The organism is Ochrobactrum soli, assembly GCF_003664555.1.
Taxonomy (GTDB): Bacteria; Pseudomonadota; Alphaproteobacteria; order Rhizobiales; family Rhizobiaceae; genus Brucella; species Brucella teleogrylli.
Window position 1 is genome coordinate 1 of sequence record NZ_RCHH01000027.1, and the last position, 17,209, is coordinate 17,209.

Here is a 17,209-nt window from a genome sequence, read left to right on the forward strand (position 1 = left end):
AAAACGAAAACCCTTCAACCGGGGAAAGTTGCTCGGTAATTTCATCGCGCCTTGATAACCGAAATGCAAAGGTCAAACAACTTGGCAATGCCCTCACGATATATATTGTGCCAAACGTTGAATATGACGATGGATACTGCGGCCAGTAGAGAAAGAATTGTGGCGAGAGTTGGCGATAGGACGCCGCGTCTCCCGAGACAGAATCTTGACTGGCAATCTGGAATTGGAGCTACGTCATTTACAAGGAACGGGTCGAGCTTGTTAATGAGTAAATCAGAATTCCCCACGCGGTCTGCCCCAGTTCAGCGCGTATCGTGTGAAACGAAGCTGACCGCTGCGCGTCAACGCCCCTTTTTCGACCAGGTCCTGCAAATCGCGGGTGGCGGTGGCGCGCGACGTGCGGGTGATGGCGAGATAGTTGTCCGCGCTGAGGCCACCGATAAAGCCATCCGGCCCCGCCTCGAACAGACGCGCAATGACTTTCTCCTGACGAGGATTGAACGCTCCCCTGTACCGGTCGTAGAAATGTGCCTTGGCGATGTAAAAGGCGACACGATCCAGCGTTGTTTGTTGAGCCGCCAGCACGGTTTGGGAAAACCATACCAACCATTCGGTGACGTCGAGGGTCCGCTGATGGGTTTCCAGCTGATCGTAATAGGCCTTCCGTTGCTGTTCGATGGTAAAGCTCAGCATGATCAGGCTCGGCTGCCCTAGCGACTGTGCCAGTGCTTTTTCGGCGAGTGCGCGACCAAGCCGTCCATTGCCGTCCTCGAATGGATGAATGCTTTCGAACCACAGATGGCTAAGGCCGGCGCGAGTAAGCGCGGGGAGGGGCGTACCGCCGGTCAGAGCGCTTGCGTTGAACCACGATATGAACCGATGCATTTCTTCCGGTACTTGCGCTGATGGCGGCGCCTCGAAATGAATCGTCGGGCGGTCCAACTGGCCAGAGACGATCTGCATAGCGTCGGAGTGGCTGCGATAAGCACCGATGCTTTCCAGATGCCGACTGCCTGCCATTAACATGGTATGCCACCGAAACATTGTCGCGTCATCAAGCGGCAGGGCATAGGTGCCATAAACGTCGACCGTCATTTCCGCGATGCCGTGTTCACGTGGTTGCACCGAACGCCGGTCCGTATCCAAGCCAAGCTGCCGTCGCAGTGATGACTGGACGCTTAAGCGATCCAATGTTTCGCCTTCGATCGCGCTCGTCTTGATCGCTTCGTCGCTCAAGAGTTCGATGCGCAACCGGTCGCGGTCGCCGGGATCGATGTGACGCACAGCGCCGATGACTTCGCCGGAGGCGAGCAGAAATCGCTGTTCTAGTGCCGCTAGTGCAGACGTGTCATAGCGAAAATGCGGCCAATCAGGCTGTGTCCAGTTCCAGGGCATGAGTGATAGTATCCATTTTTATCGCTCTCAATATCATATATTTATGAGTAATAGAAGGTGTCCCTATTGCTCACCACCCTAATTGCGGAGAAGTGCGCGTCCGCACTGCGCGAGTCATTGGCGTAGCATTCCTACAGGTTCTACAGCGGTCATTGCGCTTATCCTGGACTAAAGCCTGAGATGGGTGTTAAAGGAACTGGCAGATTTCGGCTCTATTGCTGCCGTTCAAGCCCCGAAGAATTCATTCCTGACTAGTAGTCAGCACTTCGCCTATTGCGGGGGACAGTGGTTCATATCCATTCAAGGCGTTTGTGATTGTGTTCGGCACAGTGATAAAGGCGATCCTTGACAGGAATCCGCAGTCCTTGAGAATGAAGCACTTCCGACAATTTCTAAGCTTTCCTGATGCTTCGCACTTTCGATTAGTAGGTTACCCAGTATTCCCAGTTCAGCAGATTTTGGTTTAACGACACCACAACAGTAGCTTTCCGCCAGACTTTAGGTATGCAAAATCGGCATACCGATCAGCGTAATTTCGATTTCTACTTTCGAGGTGCGGCTCATATAATGATGTATTATTCATCAATATGTCAAAAAAGCCAAGAGGACACGATTATATGGCGTATGTAACTGCAGAAATTCGAGCTTCGAAAGTATATCATGGATATGATGAGGATCGGAAAGCTGTCATCGATGATCTTGGCGCGGGAGGATTTGTAACAAAACTTATAAAGGTTTCCAGAATTTTGTCGGTTACCGAAGATTATATTTTTATTGAGTGTCCTCACAACACCGTTCAGACGTGGGAGCATAAGGGAACGCTGGAGGATTTCAGGTTGAAACTGCGTCAGGCGGGGGTCGCGGCGGAATGAGTGCTTCTCCTGTACGTGGGGTTTGAAAAATGAAAATTGTGTCCGTCAACGTTTACTATGTGCGCGGACAGGGCCTGAAGCCCGTTCTGGTGAAAATTCAGACGGATGAGGGCATATCCGGATTAGGCGAGGCCGCCATTTCCTATGGAAGCGGTGGCACAGCTGTTGCGGGTATGATTAAAGATCTGAGCGAACGGTTTTTGCTGGGGGCTAATCCGCTGTCCATCAATCGGATCGTTTCGGACATGTACGACCAGGCGTTCTGGTTAAAGAACCCCGGCGGAATTGCTTGTGCCGGGATGAGCGCCATGGAACAGGCGCTGTGGGATATTCGCGCCAGAGCGTTGAATGTGCCAGTATATGAACTCTTTGGCGGAAAAATTCGCGATGAACTGAACTACTATGCGAATGGCTGGTATTTTGGAGCGACATCCAACTCAGACCTGATTAGAAAAGCTGCCGACGCTGTTGACGACGGACATTATGCCCTGAAGATGTATCCGTTGGCGCAGATTCAGCCAAATGGAACATTGCGGCATCCAAATGGTCGATACTCTGACAATCGTGACGCCGTCACCGCTGGAATCGAACGCGTGCGCGACGTACGAAAGGCGATCGGTTCCGATATCAGGCTTATGCTTGATTTCGGTGGCGGCATTTCTATCGCAGACACTATGCGGTTTTGTGAGAGTATCAAAGAATATGATATCGAGTTTGTGGAGGAAATCACCGATCCGGGCGACCTCGGTGCGTTGTCTCAAGTCGCTTCGTCGATTGATATTCCGATTGCGACTGGAGAGCGACACTATCTCAGACAAGGTTTTCGCGATCTTCTTGAGAGACGTGCGATCAGTATATTGCAGCCCGATATTGGCAATGCGGGTGGTTTCGCGGAAGTGCATAAAATATCAGCGATGGCTGACGCCTATGGTTTGAAGGTGCAGCCGCATGTGTGCGGAAGTTCTATCGCAGCCAACATCGCGACCCACATGAGCGCCTGTTTGCCCAATTTTTATATTCAAGAACATTTCCCATATTGGGCTGACATACCCGGATATATTGAAGTGGCTACCGTGCCCTTTGAGGAAACGGTCAGGAACGGACGCCTTCCGATCTCAGAACACATTGGGTTTGGAGTCGAGCTGCATGAGGCTGTCATGAAGGAACATCTTTGGGCTGTTATCCGATAAACGCCGTTACTTCATACTGACGGGTGAACTGCAATCTAACATCGCTATTGTCTGCTATTTCGTTTGCCCTTGGCACTGTTGTAGGCGAGTGTGTGCCGCAACTGAAGTGCTGGGATGATATTTGATGAAAAAGCCAGGGAAACAAAACTGGGAAGTAGGGATGAACCTCATCTACTTTTCAGCCTTCCGGGCAGTGATGCTAACTGGAACGGTAAGCGCCGCTGCTGAACTTATAGGGCGCAGTCAACCCGCCGTCAGTCGGCTTCTGAATAAGCTTGAAACCGAGTTGGGTGTCACTCTGTTTGAGCGCAGAAAAGGATTGATCACGCCGACATCGGTTGCCCACCTTCTTCTGGATGAAATCGATAGAGCGTATACATCTCTCGATTCTTTGCGAAATTTTGCGGCAACTGTTGCCGAAGGTGAAACCAGCCGTATAACTGCGGCTGTTATGCCCGCCCTTGGGATAAGTTTCATGCCCCAGGCGCTAAAGAAGTTTAAAGATAGCTGGCCTCAAACACGTGTGCAGCTGAATATACGGCTTTCTGCCAAGATCGAAGAATGGGCGGCGTCCCAACAGCTGGATTTTGGTCTTGCTGAACTCCCATTCCGCAGATCTGGCTTTCAAACAGAAGTTTTCAGCGATGCCACTTATATTGCTGCGGTTCCACGTGACCACCATCTCGCGAGCCGCGACAAAATTGAACCACCGGATCTTCGAAACGTACCATTTGTATCATTTGCGTCATTCACCGCAGCTGGCCCGATTATCGCACAGGCATTCCGCGCGGCGGGTGAAAAACTAGACCCAGCTTATGAAACAACGATTTCCGCTGCGGCATATGAATTTGCCAAAATTGGCTTGGGGGTCGCGCTTATAGACCCTTACACGGCCATTCACCAACTTGATGATCGGGTAACGCTGGTGCCATTCCTGCCTAAAATACCGTTCAACGTGGCGCTTCTTCGCCCTTATTCCCGTCCACAAAGCCGCGTATCGGAAGCGCTTCTGGACCTTCTTTTCAGCGAGCGAGACGCAGTGTTGGCGAAGTTGCCGCACTTTTGACGGATAGGAATCTTTAAGTTGCCAGACTTCCGGGGTCTCAATCCATTATGCATTTACTGCATAATGGAGGCCAATTTTTCTATTTTGAGCATTCCGAATTAGCTGCTGTACTCGCCCGACGCCGAGGAAGGAAGCAGTTAAATGAATATGGAGGCCGCACGGGACGAAAGTTATGATGTGATTGTCATTGGCGGCGGTATCAACGGTACCAGCGCTGTCCGCGAACTCTGCGCCGCTGGGTATAAGGCCTTGCTTGTTGAAAAGGGTGATTTCGCAAACGGCGCGTCGAGCAGATCGTCCAGGATCCTCCACTGCGGTCTCAGATATTTTGAGACGAGACATCCGGTCCGCACGTTCGCATCCTCGCCTCTGAAGTTGAAGAACGCGATTTCCATGGCGCGCGCCGCTATGAATGCGCGGGAAGAACTGGTGCGTCTCCAACCAATGCGATGCAAGCCTTTCAAAATGTGCTTTCCTTTATACGAAGCGGATGATCTGCGTGGATGGCACCTGGACATTGGGCTTTCGCTCTTGAAGCGTCTTGGATCGGGTCGACTCCCGCTGGAGTACCAACGGCACAAGCGCAACTTTGATAGCTCAGTGCCTTTGGCAAAGGACCTTCGAGATCGGAAACAACTGAAGTCGATAGCGACTTACCGCGAATACATCATGGACTGGCCCGATAGGCTTTGCGTCGATGCGGCCATCGAAGCAGAAAAGCTCGGCGCTGATGTCCGCTTGTTCACCAATGCGAGCATCAGAGAAAAAAACTCTGATGGGCTGTGGCGGGTCGATCTTAGCTCTGCAGATCGTGAAATGAGCAGCGTGTTCGCACCTATCATTCTCAATCTTGCCGGAACTTGGATCGATGACGTTCTACAGGGGGTGTCCGGGGAGGGGAATGATCGTCTGATTCACGGGACGAAAGGCGCGCATATAGTCGTTCGTCTTCCGGATTATTATCGTGGTCATGGGGTTGCGGCGCTTAACCGATTGGGAATGCCGATTTATTGTCTGCCGTTCAAGGAGGACCTGTATCATATTGGCCCGACCGAAACCTATTTCGAAGGCGACGCTAGTAGCGTTAGGGCCGATGACGTCGATATTGAGTTTCTACTCGATGAAATCAATTTTCTTCTCCCTACTCTCAAACTGACGAAACCGAACGTCGAATTTACCTGGGCCGGTGTGCGGCCGTTGACCTTCAATCCCAAAAATCCTGACGGCGACAGAGTTCGGCAAATCCATGATTTGAAGGGCAAAGGTCATTCGGGAATTTTCGCGATGACCGCCGGACCGGTTATGAGCCATATGAGTGCAGGAAGGGAGCTGCTGGCAACGGTAGATGCAAACATTCCGATGCGGCCTGATCGGCAAAGAAGGCTAATGCAGCAGACGAATACACCGTTGACGACCGATGAAGGCACGTTGTCGTTTCGGCATTATGTCTCGCGAGAACATGCCCAGGATCTGAAAGGTATCTTCTATACCCGTAGCGGCATAGGTTGGGGGCGGCACATAGACCGAGCCACTGCAACTGATGCGGCCAGTGAAATCGCGGATTTGCTAGGATGGGAGCCAGAGCAGATCGAGCGCGAAGTAGACAAGTTTCTTCAATACCAACGGGAAATTCACCGTTCGGGAGAACCTGCAAAATCCTAACGAAACAAAAAAGAGGAGTGAACTGAAATGGGTATGCGCAGACATCAAAATCTTGCTTTGGTGGCAGTTTCCACGCTTACTATGGCGATTTCGCTTTTTGCAAGCCAGGCTCGTGCTGAGGGCGAGCGATTGAAGGAAATCCTGGAACGCGGCACTCTCCGTGTTGGTTTGCAAGGGGCTTTCAAGCCCTGGTCTTTCCCAGGTGCGGACGGCAATCTTCAAGGTATCGAAGTTGATCTCGCCAAGAGCGTCTCGGATGCGCTGGGTGTCAAACTAGAGCCCGTCATTATAACATCTGCGAACCGCATGCAGTTCCTCCAACAGAACCGGATCGATCTGATTGTCGGCGGTATGTATGATACTGCGGAACGTCGTAAGGTCATCGGCATTATTGAACCCGCTTACTGGGCCTCGGGGCCGACCTTGCTTGCCAAGAAGGGTGTCATCAAAAGCTGGGACGACATTGCTGGAAAGCCGGTGTGCGGAAAGCAGGGAAACTACTATAATCAACAAGTCGAACGGCAACTGAAAGCAAAGTTGATTGCATTTACCGGAAATTCCGAAGGTAAGGAAGCGCTGCGCGCCGGACGTTGCATTGCCTGGGTCTACGATGATGTCAGCATCATGGCTGATCTCGAGACACCAGAGTGGCAAGATTACGAAATGCCTGTTCAGGCCCTTTATAATAATCCGTGGGCTGCTGCTGTCCCGCTTGAAGAACGCGATAAGGGTTGGGGCTCATTCATGGCGGGTATGGCATATCGCTGGCAAGCTGATGGTACGCTGATTGAACTCGCCAAGAAATGGAGTGTCGCACCGTCTGGTTGGTTCACCGAGCAGAATAAGAAGCTCCATTGGGATACCGCTTATCTCGAGCCGAAAGAGTAAGGCCGGTGCTTTCTGATCAGCAGTAGCTCGGAGTGATGATGATCGAACATATATCAAGTTTCTTCCGCAATCTGAACGAGACTGCGGGCTTGAACTTTATCGTCTTCTATGACGACTACGAGTTCAGCCGTTTTCTCGAAGGGGCGTTGATTTCACTGCGGCTTATGGCGTTTTCCATCTTGCTGTCGCTGGTGATCGGCGTGTTGGGAGCTTGGGCACAAACGTCAAAAAGCGCGATAATTCGCGTGGCGGTTGATGCTTATATCCAGGCGTTTCGGAATACGCCTCCGATGATCCAGCTTTTGTTCTTCTACTTCGGCCTGGGCGCGTTCACGCCAGCCGTGGACATGGGGGGATATTACGAGCCCATTATCTCTTCTTTTGGGTGGGCTGTAATCTCGCTTGGTATCTTTGGTGGGGCGTTCAACGTCGAGATATTCCGGGCCGGCCTGGAAGCCGTTCCTGAAACGACAAAAGAAGCCGCTGAAAGCCTCAGCTTTTCGAACTGGCAAATCTATATGTATGTGACACTTCCACTGGCGTTTCGCATTAGCCTGCCAGCTTTGACGAATAACCTGGTGAGTTTGGCCAAAACAACCTCGCTTGCTTATGTTATCGCCGTTCCAGAAATGACCTATGTTCTCAATCAGGTTTGGTCGGACAACATCAACGTGCCTGAGATGATCCTCGTGCTTTTTGTGTTCTATGTCGCGGTCGTGAGTATTCTCGCCTGGGGCCTCCACGCTCTCGAACGCCGTTTGGCATTACCGGGGTATGGACATGAATAAGCGCGCTTTCACAATCGTTCCTTCGCACTACGGCGTAACGGCATTCTCTACCGCTCTGTCATTGCGATACGGAATTGTTCTCGTTGCAATGTTTTTCGGATCATTATGTGTTGCTTATGCGCAAACAATGAATGCCGGAACGCCGACCGCAGTCGAGACACTTTTCGGGTGGGTTCCATTTATCTTGCGTGGCTTTTTGCTGAACCTCTATATGAGTTTTTTAGCGATGGCCTTGGCGACGGTTCTCGGAATTCTGCTCGGTCTCATGCAGATCAGCTTGTTCTGGCCGGTAAGAGCCATTGCGCGCCTGGTGACGCATCTCCTGAGAAACTCGCCTTGGCTCGTTATTCTCTTCATCGCCATGTATATGATGCCAGAGGATTTTCGTCTTCCGGGCGGGATTGTGATACCGTTTCCTGGCTGGATGAAAGCAACCGTCGCTTTTGCGCTGCCCGTCATGGGCAACATAAGCGAGATCGTCCGTGGCGCGGTTCGTTCCATTCCGTCGGGGCAGTGGGAATCGGCCGAAAGTCTTGGCTTTACCCGTGTTCAGACACTTTGGAACATCATATTGCCACAGAGCTTCCGGCGTTCAATACCCCCATGGATGAACTGGTATGCGCTACTCACGCTCTCCACTCCGATGGCCTCTATATTCAGCGTCAGAGAGTCTGTTGCCAACGCACAGGCTGCAATGGAAGCGTCGGGCGGACGGCCGGAATTTCTCTTTCCGTTCTATCTGTTCCTTCTCTGTCTGTTCTTCGCGTACATTTATCCAATCGCGCTTCTGACGAGGAAACTGGAGAAAAGATATGCTGCATAAAGAAAATATCGATGCACCCCCTCTGGTTTCTCTAAAGGACGTGCACAAGGCGTATGGCGATCTGGAAGTTATCAAAGGGATCAGTCTTGATGTGCGCAAAGGCGAGGTGATCTGCATCATCGGTCCGTCGGGTTCGGGCAAATCGACTCTCATACGTTGTATCAATGGTCTAAGCCCAGTGCAGAAGGGCTCGATAATCGTCGCCGGGCAGGAGGTGAATGATCCCAAGCTCGACAAGCTCGCATTGCGGCGAAAGGTCGGAATAGTCTTTCAGCAGTACAATCTGTTTCCGCATAAGACGGTTTTGCAGAACGTCATGATGGCGCCGATCAAGGTCCTGCGTGAACCAAAACAGGAAGTTGAGGAACGGGCGCGTGCTCTGATTGCAAAAGTCAAACTTACTGGCAAGGAAAACCAGTATCCCGGCCAGCTGTCAGGTGGCCAGCAGCAGCGCGTCGCCATCGCGCGAAGCCTGGCCATGCGTCCTGACGTTATGCTTTTCGATGAAGTTACCGCGGCGCTCGATCCTGAAACCGTCAAGGAAGTATTGGCGACGATAAAGGAACTCGCGTCCGACGGGATGACCTGCATTCTGGTTACCCATGAAATGGGCTTCGCACGCGAAGTGGCCGATCACATCTACTTCACGGATCGAGGTGTGATCGTCGAGCATGCTCCACCGAAAGAGTTCTTTACCTCAGCCAAGGATCCTCGGACCCAACAGTTCTTAAGTCAGATATTCTAGCCGAATTACGACACGACAATCATCAGTAGCATCAGGAACATGCCAGGACGAGCGCCAGGTGTGAACGGGTTTCTATAAACCAAAGGGAAAAGCGATGTACCAGCAAGCCTCCAACGGTGTCAAAAATGACCCACTGCTGCAGCCGCTGAAAATCAAGCATCTCGAACTTCGCAATCGCATCATGAGCACCAGCCACGCGTGTGGTCTGGAGGTCAGCGGGCTGCCGCTTGAAGCCTATCAACGGTATCATGAAGAAAAGGCCAAGGGTGGAATAGCCCTGTCGATGTTCGGTGGATCCTCCAATATCGATATCGATTCCCCGAATGTCTTTCGGCAACTGAATGTTGGAACAGATGACATCATCCCACATTTTCAGCAGTTTGCCGAGCGTATGCGCCGCCACGGTGCAGCGCTCATGTGTCAGATAACACATCTCGGCCGGCGCGGCGAAAGTTATGGCGGCGATAGGCTGGCGATGATTGCGCCGTCGCCCCTCCGCGAGACGCTTCATCGCAGCATACCCAGAGAGATGGACGACCATGATATTAATCGCGTTGTGAAGGCATTTGCTGCTGCGGCGCTGCGATGCAAGGAGGGAGGGCTGGACGGCATCGAGACGCATGCTGGTGGTCACATGATAGGGCAATTCCTGTCTCCGATTTCCAACCGCAGAACCGATCGCTTTGGCGGATCGCTCGAAAACCGAATGCGGTTTCCGCTGATGGTGCATGAAGCTATCAGAAAGGCTGTCGGTGATGATTTCGTTGTTGGTATCCGCATGGCAGTGGATGAAGGCCCCGATGGCGGTATGGGTTTCGAGGAATCTCTGAAGGTTGCACAAGCACTTCGCGGTATTGGCGGGATCGATTTTTTCAATGCGATTTATGGCATGATGGACACGACCCGTGGTCTCGCGGAAGACTCTATGCCTGGAATGGGATCGCCACTTGCACCGTGGGTCGAGCCGGTCGGACGTTTCCGCTGGGAGCTCGATATTCCGGTATTTCATGCCGCACGTATTTCCGATGTTGCTTCCGCCCGATACGCTATCCGCGAAGGCAAAATGGATATGGCGGGCATGACCAGAGCGCAGATTGCTGATCCATACCTTGCAAGTAAAATAGCGTCAGGACGAGAAAGCGAAATCCGGCCATGCGTAGGCGCTACACATTGCCAGTCGCCGCATCGTCCTGCATGTCTTCATAATCCGGCAACGGGAAGAGAGACAATCCTGCCTCAGGTCTTTACGAAAACCGAAAACGGCAAACGTAAGGTCGTCGTGGTTGGCGGGGGGCCTGCAGGTCTTGAGGCTGCCAGAATATGCGCGGAACGGGGTCATGAGGTTTCGTTGTTTGAAGCGGCGTCCGATTTCGGCGGTCAGCTTCTTCTTGGCGCGAAGGGATCGTGGCGCGGTGACCTCATCGGCATCGTTGAGTGGCGAGTGGCTGAACTTAATCGTCTCGGGGTGTCACTTCAAACAAATGCCTATCTTGATGAAAATGAAATCCTGGCGCTGAATCCTGATGTGGTCGTGCTAGCAACGGGCGGCATGCCGCAAATTGATCTTCTACACGGCGGTGATCTATGCGTTTCGACGTGGGATATCCTGGCTGGTCAGTCCAAGCTATCGGGTGAAGTTCTCGTCGTTGATGGCACCGGGCGACATCCGGCTCCGCTGGCGGCCGAGAAGGCCGTTGGCTTTGGAGCCAAGGTCCAATTCGTCACCATAGATGCCCAAATCTGTGAAGAACTGACTTATGCCGAACGGGTACGCTGGAAAAAGCTCTTTCTGAAATTTGGCCTTTATCCCAAAACTGAAACACGTTTGACTGCAGTCCACCGCCAGAACAACCGCCTGATCGCGACGCTTTTGAATGATATTACGCGAGAAACAGAAACAATTGTGGTCGATCATGTTGTTGTGGAGCAGGGAAGTGTTCCGTCTAACGAAGTTTTTGAAGCGCTTCGATCCAATTCATCAAACGACGGTGTGACCGACTTGCGCGCCATGGTCGACGCCAGGTCTCAGCCTATCCGCGAAAGACCTGGATTTGAGCTTCACCGGATAGGAGATGCTCTTGCCAGTCGGAACATTCACTCCGCGATGTTGGACGCAATAAGAATATGCAGCTCGCTTTGAGAATTTTGGGAGCGTATTCAGCGTCCGAATTTATCCAGCAGCTGATACCATGCGGCTACCGTACGGACGGCTGGCGCTCTCATCGAGAAAAATGGAATGTCTACCGGTTTCTGGCGCCGCATCAGCGCCAGATCCGGCTTTTCGCCTTGCAAAAGATCAATCGCGTAGCGTCCGAGAAGGCTCGACATCGCGATTCCCGTTCCATTGTAGCCGAGCGAAAAGCCAATATTCTTATCGATCAACCCGATTTGTGGAAGACTGTCTATCGTCATGGCAACAACCCCCGACCAGCGATTGGCGATCCCGTAGTCTTTCAACTGCGGGAAGATATCAGTCATTGCTCTTTCAAGGGTTGCATATGCGGCCATGGAGTCATTTTTGCCGAATGCGCCCCTACCGCCAAAAAGCAAGCAGTCGCCGCTACGTCGGAACCATCGCATCATTCTTCGCGTCTCGCTGTAGCTCCGGTTGTTGCAAAGAATTTCATCAAAAACAGAACTGGGCAACGCTTCCGTCGAGATGATCGCACTCCTGAACGGTATGATGGTCTTACGCACATCGCCGGTGGCAGGCGTGATGTCGGAATAGGCATTCGTTGCGATCAGAATCTGTTTGCACCTGATCGATCCGGATTTTATACAAACGAGTTTTGCCGGGCCTTCTTCCTCTATGCGAAGAGCGGGACTATTTTCGTAAATGAGGCCTCCGGCCAAAAGAACGGCGTTAGCCAAACCCCGGCAGTAACTAAGAGGATGTATGGTGCCAGCATGGGCGTTCAAAACTCCTCCATAGAAGCGCGTACTTCCGGTCTCTGTCGCAACCTCATTCGCCCCGAGCACTGTGATGCTCGTATCGCCGAATATGTCCCTGATCGTCTTCGCTTCTTCCACGAGCGCCGCGAAAGCGGCCTCGTTATGCGCACAGCGAATGTTCCCGGTTTTTGTCAGATTCGCTTCTCGGATCTTAAATCGCTCGACATAGCTTTCAACGCAATCCATCGCTTTGTGACCGAGCGCGTTCATGCGTTGAGCGACTTGCCTGCCGTGAGTTTGCGCCATGACGCTTAGTGATACACGATACTTCGTTGATACCACGCCGCCATTTCTTCCAGAGGCGCCGAAGCCGACTTCTTCTGCTTCGAGAACAACAGGTTTCAAACCCAGTTCAATTGCTCTTACGGCGGCCGACAAGCCCGTATACCCACCTCCGATAATGACCACATCGGCGGCAATGTCGTCCTCCAATGTCTTGCAGTTCAGAGGTGGTGTTGCAGTCTCACGCCACAAAGATCGGGGTAGGTCGAGTTTTCGCATCTGGAAAATACCTGGGCTTACTTACAAGTTATTTTCTCTCGCTTTCGACGGCATCGGCGAGTTCTCGCAGGGTCGAAAAATGGAAGTCCGGCGTCGTAACTACTTTCGGAACAGGTGTTCCACCGAAACCCTTGAGGCCCTTTCGACGCTCGATCCAGCAGACTTTGTACCCCAGCTCTCTAGCGACGCCTATATCGTGGTACTGACTCTGGGCAACATGCAGGATTTCATCCTGCTTGAAACCAAATGCCGATTGGCGCCCAAGATTGTAGGAAAAGAAGCGTGGATCCGGTTTTGTATACCTTGCATCGTCAGCAGTGACGCTGTCGTGAAACGGGTTGCCGAGCTTGTTCGAATTGGCGCTGAAACCGACACGATCATAATTGGTCATCGCAACAAGTCTAAAATGCCTACGCAATCGTCTGAGCGCTTCAGCGGAATCCTCGAATGCTGGAAATTCAAAGAAGTGGCTATGGAATTTGTCACCTGCTGCGCTGTCGTCCGACAGTCCAAGTTCTCTCGCAGCGTAGAGATAAACGTCGCGCATGACCTCGCTTGCGCGGCCCGGAAATTTCTCTCTTGCTTTCAGATAGGGCTGGAAAATCTGATCATCACTCAGCGTCTTCGCGGCCTCTCCGCCTGCGACGCGGAAACCATCCAGAATGCCCTTCTCGAAGTCGATGCAGGTTCCGACGATATCAAAAGTCAGAACTTTAAAATTTTCGAAGGCCATGAAAGTTGTCTCTCCTGTTCCGGGCAAAAGCCAGTTGTCGGGCTACAGTGGGATGCTTTTGGTCCTTCTATCAATTCCAATAATAATCACCTCTGGGGTTACATTTTGTAATGTCACATATTCGACGACTCCTTCCCTCGCTCAACGCACTCGTCGCCTTTGAAGCGGCAGTCCGATGCGGAACATTTGCAAACGCGGCACGTGAGCTTGGAGTTACAAGTCCCGCAGTCAGCCGCACCATCGGGCGTCTGGAACTTCATCTCGGAATGCAGCTTTTCAAGCGAACGCCGACGGGAGCAGAACTAACGGAACATGGAGGTGATCTTTTTGCGGAAGTCTCGAAGAGCTTTTCAAACATTGAACGTGTTTTGGCTGGACTAAGACAAAATGCGCAAACGAAGCGACGTACACTGCGAATATCAGTCTCGGGGGCTTTCGCTACGCATTGGTTTATGCCGCGGATGAACCAATTCCAGGCGCTGTTTCCTGATGTAGACATTCAGTGGCAACTGATCATTGGGCCGCTCGATTGTCCGGTTAACGACGCCGATATCGCGATGCGGTTCGACCCGAAAGTGGATGACCGGTATCGAATTTTTCCACTTATGCCAGAGTTTCTGTTGCCAGTGCGATCTCCGGTTTTCGATTTCAATTCGACACAGTCCCAATCGGGTTTGAATCAGGTGATTACTCTTAGCGGGTCGCAGTTCAGGTGGGCAGATTTGTATTCCATTGATGCACTGAAAGAGATAGCCCGGGAACTTCAATTCTCGGATTACAATGTCGTTGTACAGGCCGCGCTGATGGGACAAGGCAACGCTATCGGCTGGTTAAGTGTGGTGTCAACCTTGCTGGCCAACGGCTCGCTCGTTCCATCGCATCCTGTTGTAGTTTCGACTGGCCGAAGCTGTAATCTAGTGACTTCGATCAAACCGGATGAATGGTTCATTCGCGACATTTGCGACTGGATCATCGATGAATATCGACGGGATGTGAGAGAGATTAACAAAGCATACGAAGGACTGATCAACGAATTCTGAGATTTGCCGCCCGTAGCGGCAATCCAAACTTCGCTGTCGCTTTGATCAAAAAGTAAATGGTCGAGGGTTTCTATCCGATGCGCGTATGATGTGCTCTTGACTGGCAATCTGTAGAAATAAGACCTCGCCTTTGATCAGCATCGTTGCTTCATGTTGTTGCTCAACAATCTAGAAAGAGCTGATAGGCTTCAGTTGCGACGGTAGGCTATTTCGGGCACACGGGAAAACTGCTGCATCTCCTCAAAATTGCCTGTTATCGCATGTCTGCATGCCGATCTTATTTGGGACTCATATCTAGAAGACGTCGATAAAATACTGCTTGAGAACCTTGAGAAATATTTCGACTGACTTTGGCCGCATATCGCCATAGTGATCTACCGTAATAATATTGGCACCCGGTAAATTTTCTATAATTGGAATTCTTAGCGTTTGGGCTTCGATCGAAAGCGGTTCGCGCGGCCAAAGATTAAGAACCGCAACGCCAAATCCGGCTGAAACTGCCCGGATGATAGTATCATAGTTCTGACTTTTAAATACAAAGTTTGGGCGCTTTTTTGCAAAATCAAACATCATCATATTATAAGTCACTGTTGTTGGCATGTTCAGCAGCATCACCGGATAATTCGCTATTTCATCAATACTGATCGATTGTTTGCGCGCTAGTGGATGTGTGATTGGTACAATCGCGTGCGGAGTTGAGCGGCCAATTTGCTCGATGGTTCCATTGAAATCCGGTCCCAGATCATAGACCAGAATAATATCGACTTCGCCCTTATCGAGCATCCGCTTAAGGCTTGGTTGGTCAGCTTCGAAGAGCTCGATGGAGATGTCTGTCAGTTCCGCTCGCAAGCGCGTTAGAACATCCACTATGAGGATCGAGCTGAAGGGCTGGTACAATCCAAGCCGGAGCTCTCCCCGGGTTAGACTTTCAGATTGAACTTCACGGTTGAACTCGCTTTCTGCACTGAGCAAGCGTTGTGCCGCGGCGATGAACTTGTCGCCCGCCGGCGTGACAATGACACCTCGGCCTTTCTGCCGCGAAAAAATCTGAAATCCGAATTCTTCTTCTGCGGCGTCGACAGCTGCCAGTACCGATGATTGTGAAATGTTCATTTTCTGCGCAGCCTTTGCAAAGCTGCCAAGTTCACGCACGGCGCAAATATAAGATAATTGCTTCAGTGTCTGCGACATGGGGTACCTAAAAAATGTTATTACTCACTCGAATAAATGTATTTTACAATTATTTACAAGTGATCAAAACTGAGGCTCAGCCTGATCGGAGAGTGTGTTGAACCCGCTCTCTTCCTGTAATCCCTGAACAAAGTACCGAGCCAAATGGACAGTGCAAATATCTCCGTTCCAGATAGCGTTCGTCGTCTCGACATCGATCCCTACGACGATTCCACGCTGGAAAATCCATTCCTCATGCACGAGACCGTCCGCGCAGCCGGTTCTGTTGCCTTCATGGAGCGCTATGGCGTTTATGTTATGGGGCGCTATACGGACATCGTCCCGGTTTTGAAGGATTGGCAGCGTTTCTCGTCAACCTCCGGATCAGGTATTGCTGATATTCGCAAGCCCGGCGCCTGGCGCGCTCCAAGCCCGATCGTGGAAGTAGATCCCCCAGACCACACCCGAGTTCGCATGGCTTTGCAACGCGTCTTGACGCCGATGCTTATCCGCGAATGGAAGCAACAGTTTGCTGATTATGCGCAGAAATTGGTCGATGAACTAGTGGATGCAGGTGAAGTCGACGTCGTGAGCGAACTTGCGGAACGTTTTGTGGCTGATGTATTTCCCCAGGCCATTGGATGGGCTGACAGCCCTGGTCGTTCTGAAAAACTATTTTTGCTGGGCCAGTTGAATTTTGATGGGCAGGGTCCGCGTAATGCGCGCTTCAACGCCACGGAAGCTGCAGCCGCTAAGATCATCGATTGGAACAACGCCCAGATGCAGCGTGATGCTCTAATGCCGGGTGGTTTTGGCCAGAAGATTTACGAAGCGGCTGACCGAGGCGAAATCGAGCCGGAAACAGCGCCTCTCCTCATTCGTTCGTTTTTACGCGGCGGTCTTGATACGTCGTCATCAATGATTTCTTCTGCAATCCAACTCTTGGCAAAAGCGCCAGACCAATATGAATTGCTGCGTCAGGATCCGACAAAAATCCGCAATGTGCTTGATGAAGCCATGCGGCTAGAAACGCCGATTCAGACCGTCTGTCGCCTCACCATGGAAGACGTGACATTCGATGATGGGCGGACAGTGCCGAAAGACAACAAGATTATCATTCTTCTCGCCTCTGCCAATCGTGATCCCGCTGCTTGGGAACGACCTGACGAAATGGACATTACGCGGAAGACACCCACCCATCTAGGGCTTGGTGTGGGCGTGCACATGTGTATTGGGCAGATGATCGCGCGCATGGAGGGGGAACTCATCTTGAAGGCCCTGATTGAACGCGTTGCTTCGATCCGGTCGGTGGGGCCAACCCGCCGCCATCTCAATAATAACCTGCGTAGCTTTGCCTCTGTGCCCGTCGAATTGAAGTCATAAG

Annotated in this window: 15 protein-coding genes; 11 read left to right on the top strand and 4 right to left on the bottom strand. The window is 51.7% G+C overall.

The annotated features are described in order from the left end of the window. Positions 1 to 273: 273 nt before the first annotated feature. The gene (locus D8666_RS22840) at positions 274 to 1,395 is read right to left on the bottom strand and encodes a Fic family protein (protein WP_121539547.1); all 1,122 of its coding nucleotides are present in this window, start codon (positions 1,393 to 1,395) and stop codon (positions 274 to 276) included. Between the two features lie 617 nt (positions 1,396 to 2,012). Here D8666_RS22840 and D8666_RS22845 point away from each other — a divergent pair. The 9 genes from D8666_RS22845 (at position 2,013) to D8666_RS22885 (ending at position 11,569) form a co-directional block, all read left to right on the top strand. Continuing rightward, a complete protein-coding gene (locus D8666_RS22845) occupies positions 2,013 to 2,267 on the top strand; it encodes a hypothetical protein (RefSeq protein ID WP_121539548.1) in 255 nt (84 codons plus the stop codon). Positions 2,268 to 2,296: 29 nt separating this feature from the next. Then, a complete protein-coding gene (locus D8666_RS22850) occupies positions 2,297 to 3,457 on the top strand; it encodes a mandelate racemase/muconate lactonizing enzyme family protein (RefSeq protein ID WP_121539549.1) in 1,161 nt (386 codons plus the stop codon). Between the two features lie 124 nt (positions 3,458 to 3,581). Further along, on the top strand, positions 3,582 to 4,523 hold the full coding sequence (locus D8666_RS22855) for a LysR family transcriptional regulator (RefSeq protein WP_235859053.1): 942 nt from the start codon (positions 3,582 to 3,584) through the stop codon (positions 4,521 to 4,523). Between the two features lie 141 nt (positions 4,524 to 4,664). Continuing rightward, positions 4,665 to 6,185, top strand: coding sequence for an FAD-dependent oxidoreductase (locus D8666_RS22860; RefSeq protein ID WP_121539550.1), 1,521 nt, complete (start codon positions 4,665 to 4,667; stop codon positions 6,183 to 6,185). Positions 6,186 to 6,212: 27 nt separating this feature from the next. After that, complete coding sequence (locus D8666_RS22865) at positions 6,213 to 7,073, top strand: transporter substrate-binding domain-containing protein (RefSeq protein ID WP_328589830.1); 861 nt, start codon at positions 6,213 to 6,215, stop codon at positions 7,071 to 7,073. 38 nt (positions 7,074 to 7,111) lie between these two features. Beyond that, a complete protein-coding gene (locus D8666_RS22870) occupies positions 7,112 to 7,861 on the top strand; it encodes an amino acid ABC transporter permease (protein ID WP_029928513.1) in 750 nt (249 codons plus the stop codon). Beyond that, positions 7,854 to 8,684 carry an amino acid ABC transporter permease gene (locus D8666_RS22875; protein ID WP_121539571.1) on the top strand — a complete coding sequence of 277 codons (831 nt, stop codon included), beginning with the start codon at positions 7,854 to 7,856 and terminating at the stop codon, positions 8,682 to 8,684. Before D8666_RS22870 ends, D8666_RS22875 begins: the two co-directional genes overlap by 8 nt. Next, positions 8,674 to 9,429 (top strand): amino acid ABC transporter ATP-binding protein, encoded by a 756-nt coding sequence (locus tag D8666_RS22880; RefSeq protein WP_113534673.1) that lies wholly within the window; start codon positions 8,674 to 8,676, stop codon positions 9,427 to 9,429. The genes D8666_RS22875 and D8666_RS22880 overlap by 11 nt, the downstream gene beginning before the upstream one ends. A gap of 94 nt (positions 9,430 to 9,523) precedes the next feature. Then, positions 9,524 to 11,569, top strand: coding sequence for an NADH:flavin oxidoreductase (locus tag D8666_RS22885; RefSeq protein WP_121539552.1), 2,046 nt, complete (start codon positions 9,524 to 9,526; stop codon positions 11,567 to 11,569). 17 nt (positions 11,570 to 11,586) lie between these two features. Here D8666_RS22885 and D8666_RS22890 read toward each other — a convergent pair whose 3' ends face one another. Then, a complete protein-coding gene (locus D8666_RS22890) occupies positions 11,587 to 12,882 on the bottom strand; it encodes an NAD(P)/FAD-dependent oxidoreductase (RefSeq protein WP_121539553.1) in 1,296 nt (431 codons plus the stop codon). Positions 12,883 to 12,910: 28 nt separating this feature from the next. After that, positions 12,911 to 13,615, bottom strand: coding sequence for an HAD-IA family hydrolase (locus tag D8666_RS22895; protein ID WP_121539554.1), 705 nt, complete (start codon positions 13,613 to 13,615; stop codon positions 12,911 to 12,913). Between the two features lie 110 nt (positions 13,616 to 13,725). Between D8666_RS22895 and D8666_RS22900 the strand changes: the two genes are divergently transcribed. Further along, on the top strand, positions 13,726 to 14,655 hold the full coding sequence (locus tag D8666_RS22900) for a LysR family transcriptional regulator (protein ID WP_121539555.1): 930 nt from the start codon (positions 13,726 to 13,728) through the stop codon (positions 14,653 to 14,655). Between the two features lie 294 nt (positions 14,656 to 14,949). Here the strand turns inward: D8666_RS22900 and D8666_RS22905 are convergent, their stop codons facing one another. Beyond that, the gene (locus tag D8666_RS22905; RefSeq protein ID WP_121539556.1) at positions 14,950 to 15,846 is read right to left on the bottom strand and encodes a LysR family transcriptional regulator; all 897 of its coding nucleotides are present in this window, start codon (positions 15,844 to 15,846) and stop codon (positions 14,950 to 14,952) included. A gap of 144 nt (positions 15,847 to 15,990) precedes the next feature. Here D8666_RS22905 and D8666_RS22910 point away from each other — a divergent pair, with 144 nt between their 5' ends. Continuing rightward, positions 15,991 to 17,208: a cytochrome P450 gene (locus D8666_RS22910; protein WP_121539557.1), complete on the top strand. Its 1,218-nt coding sequence runs from the start codon at positions 15,991 to 15,993 to the stop codon at positions 17,206 to 17,208. Position 17,209 lies beyond the last annotated feature (1 nt).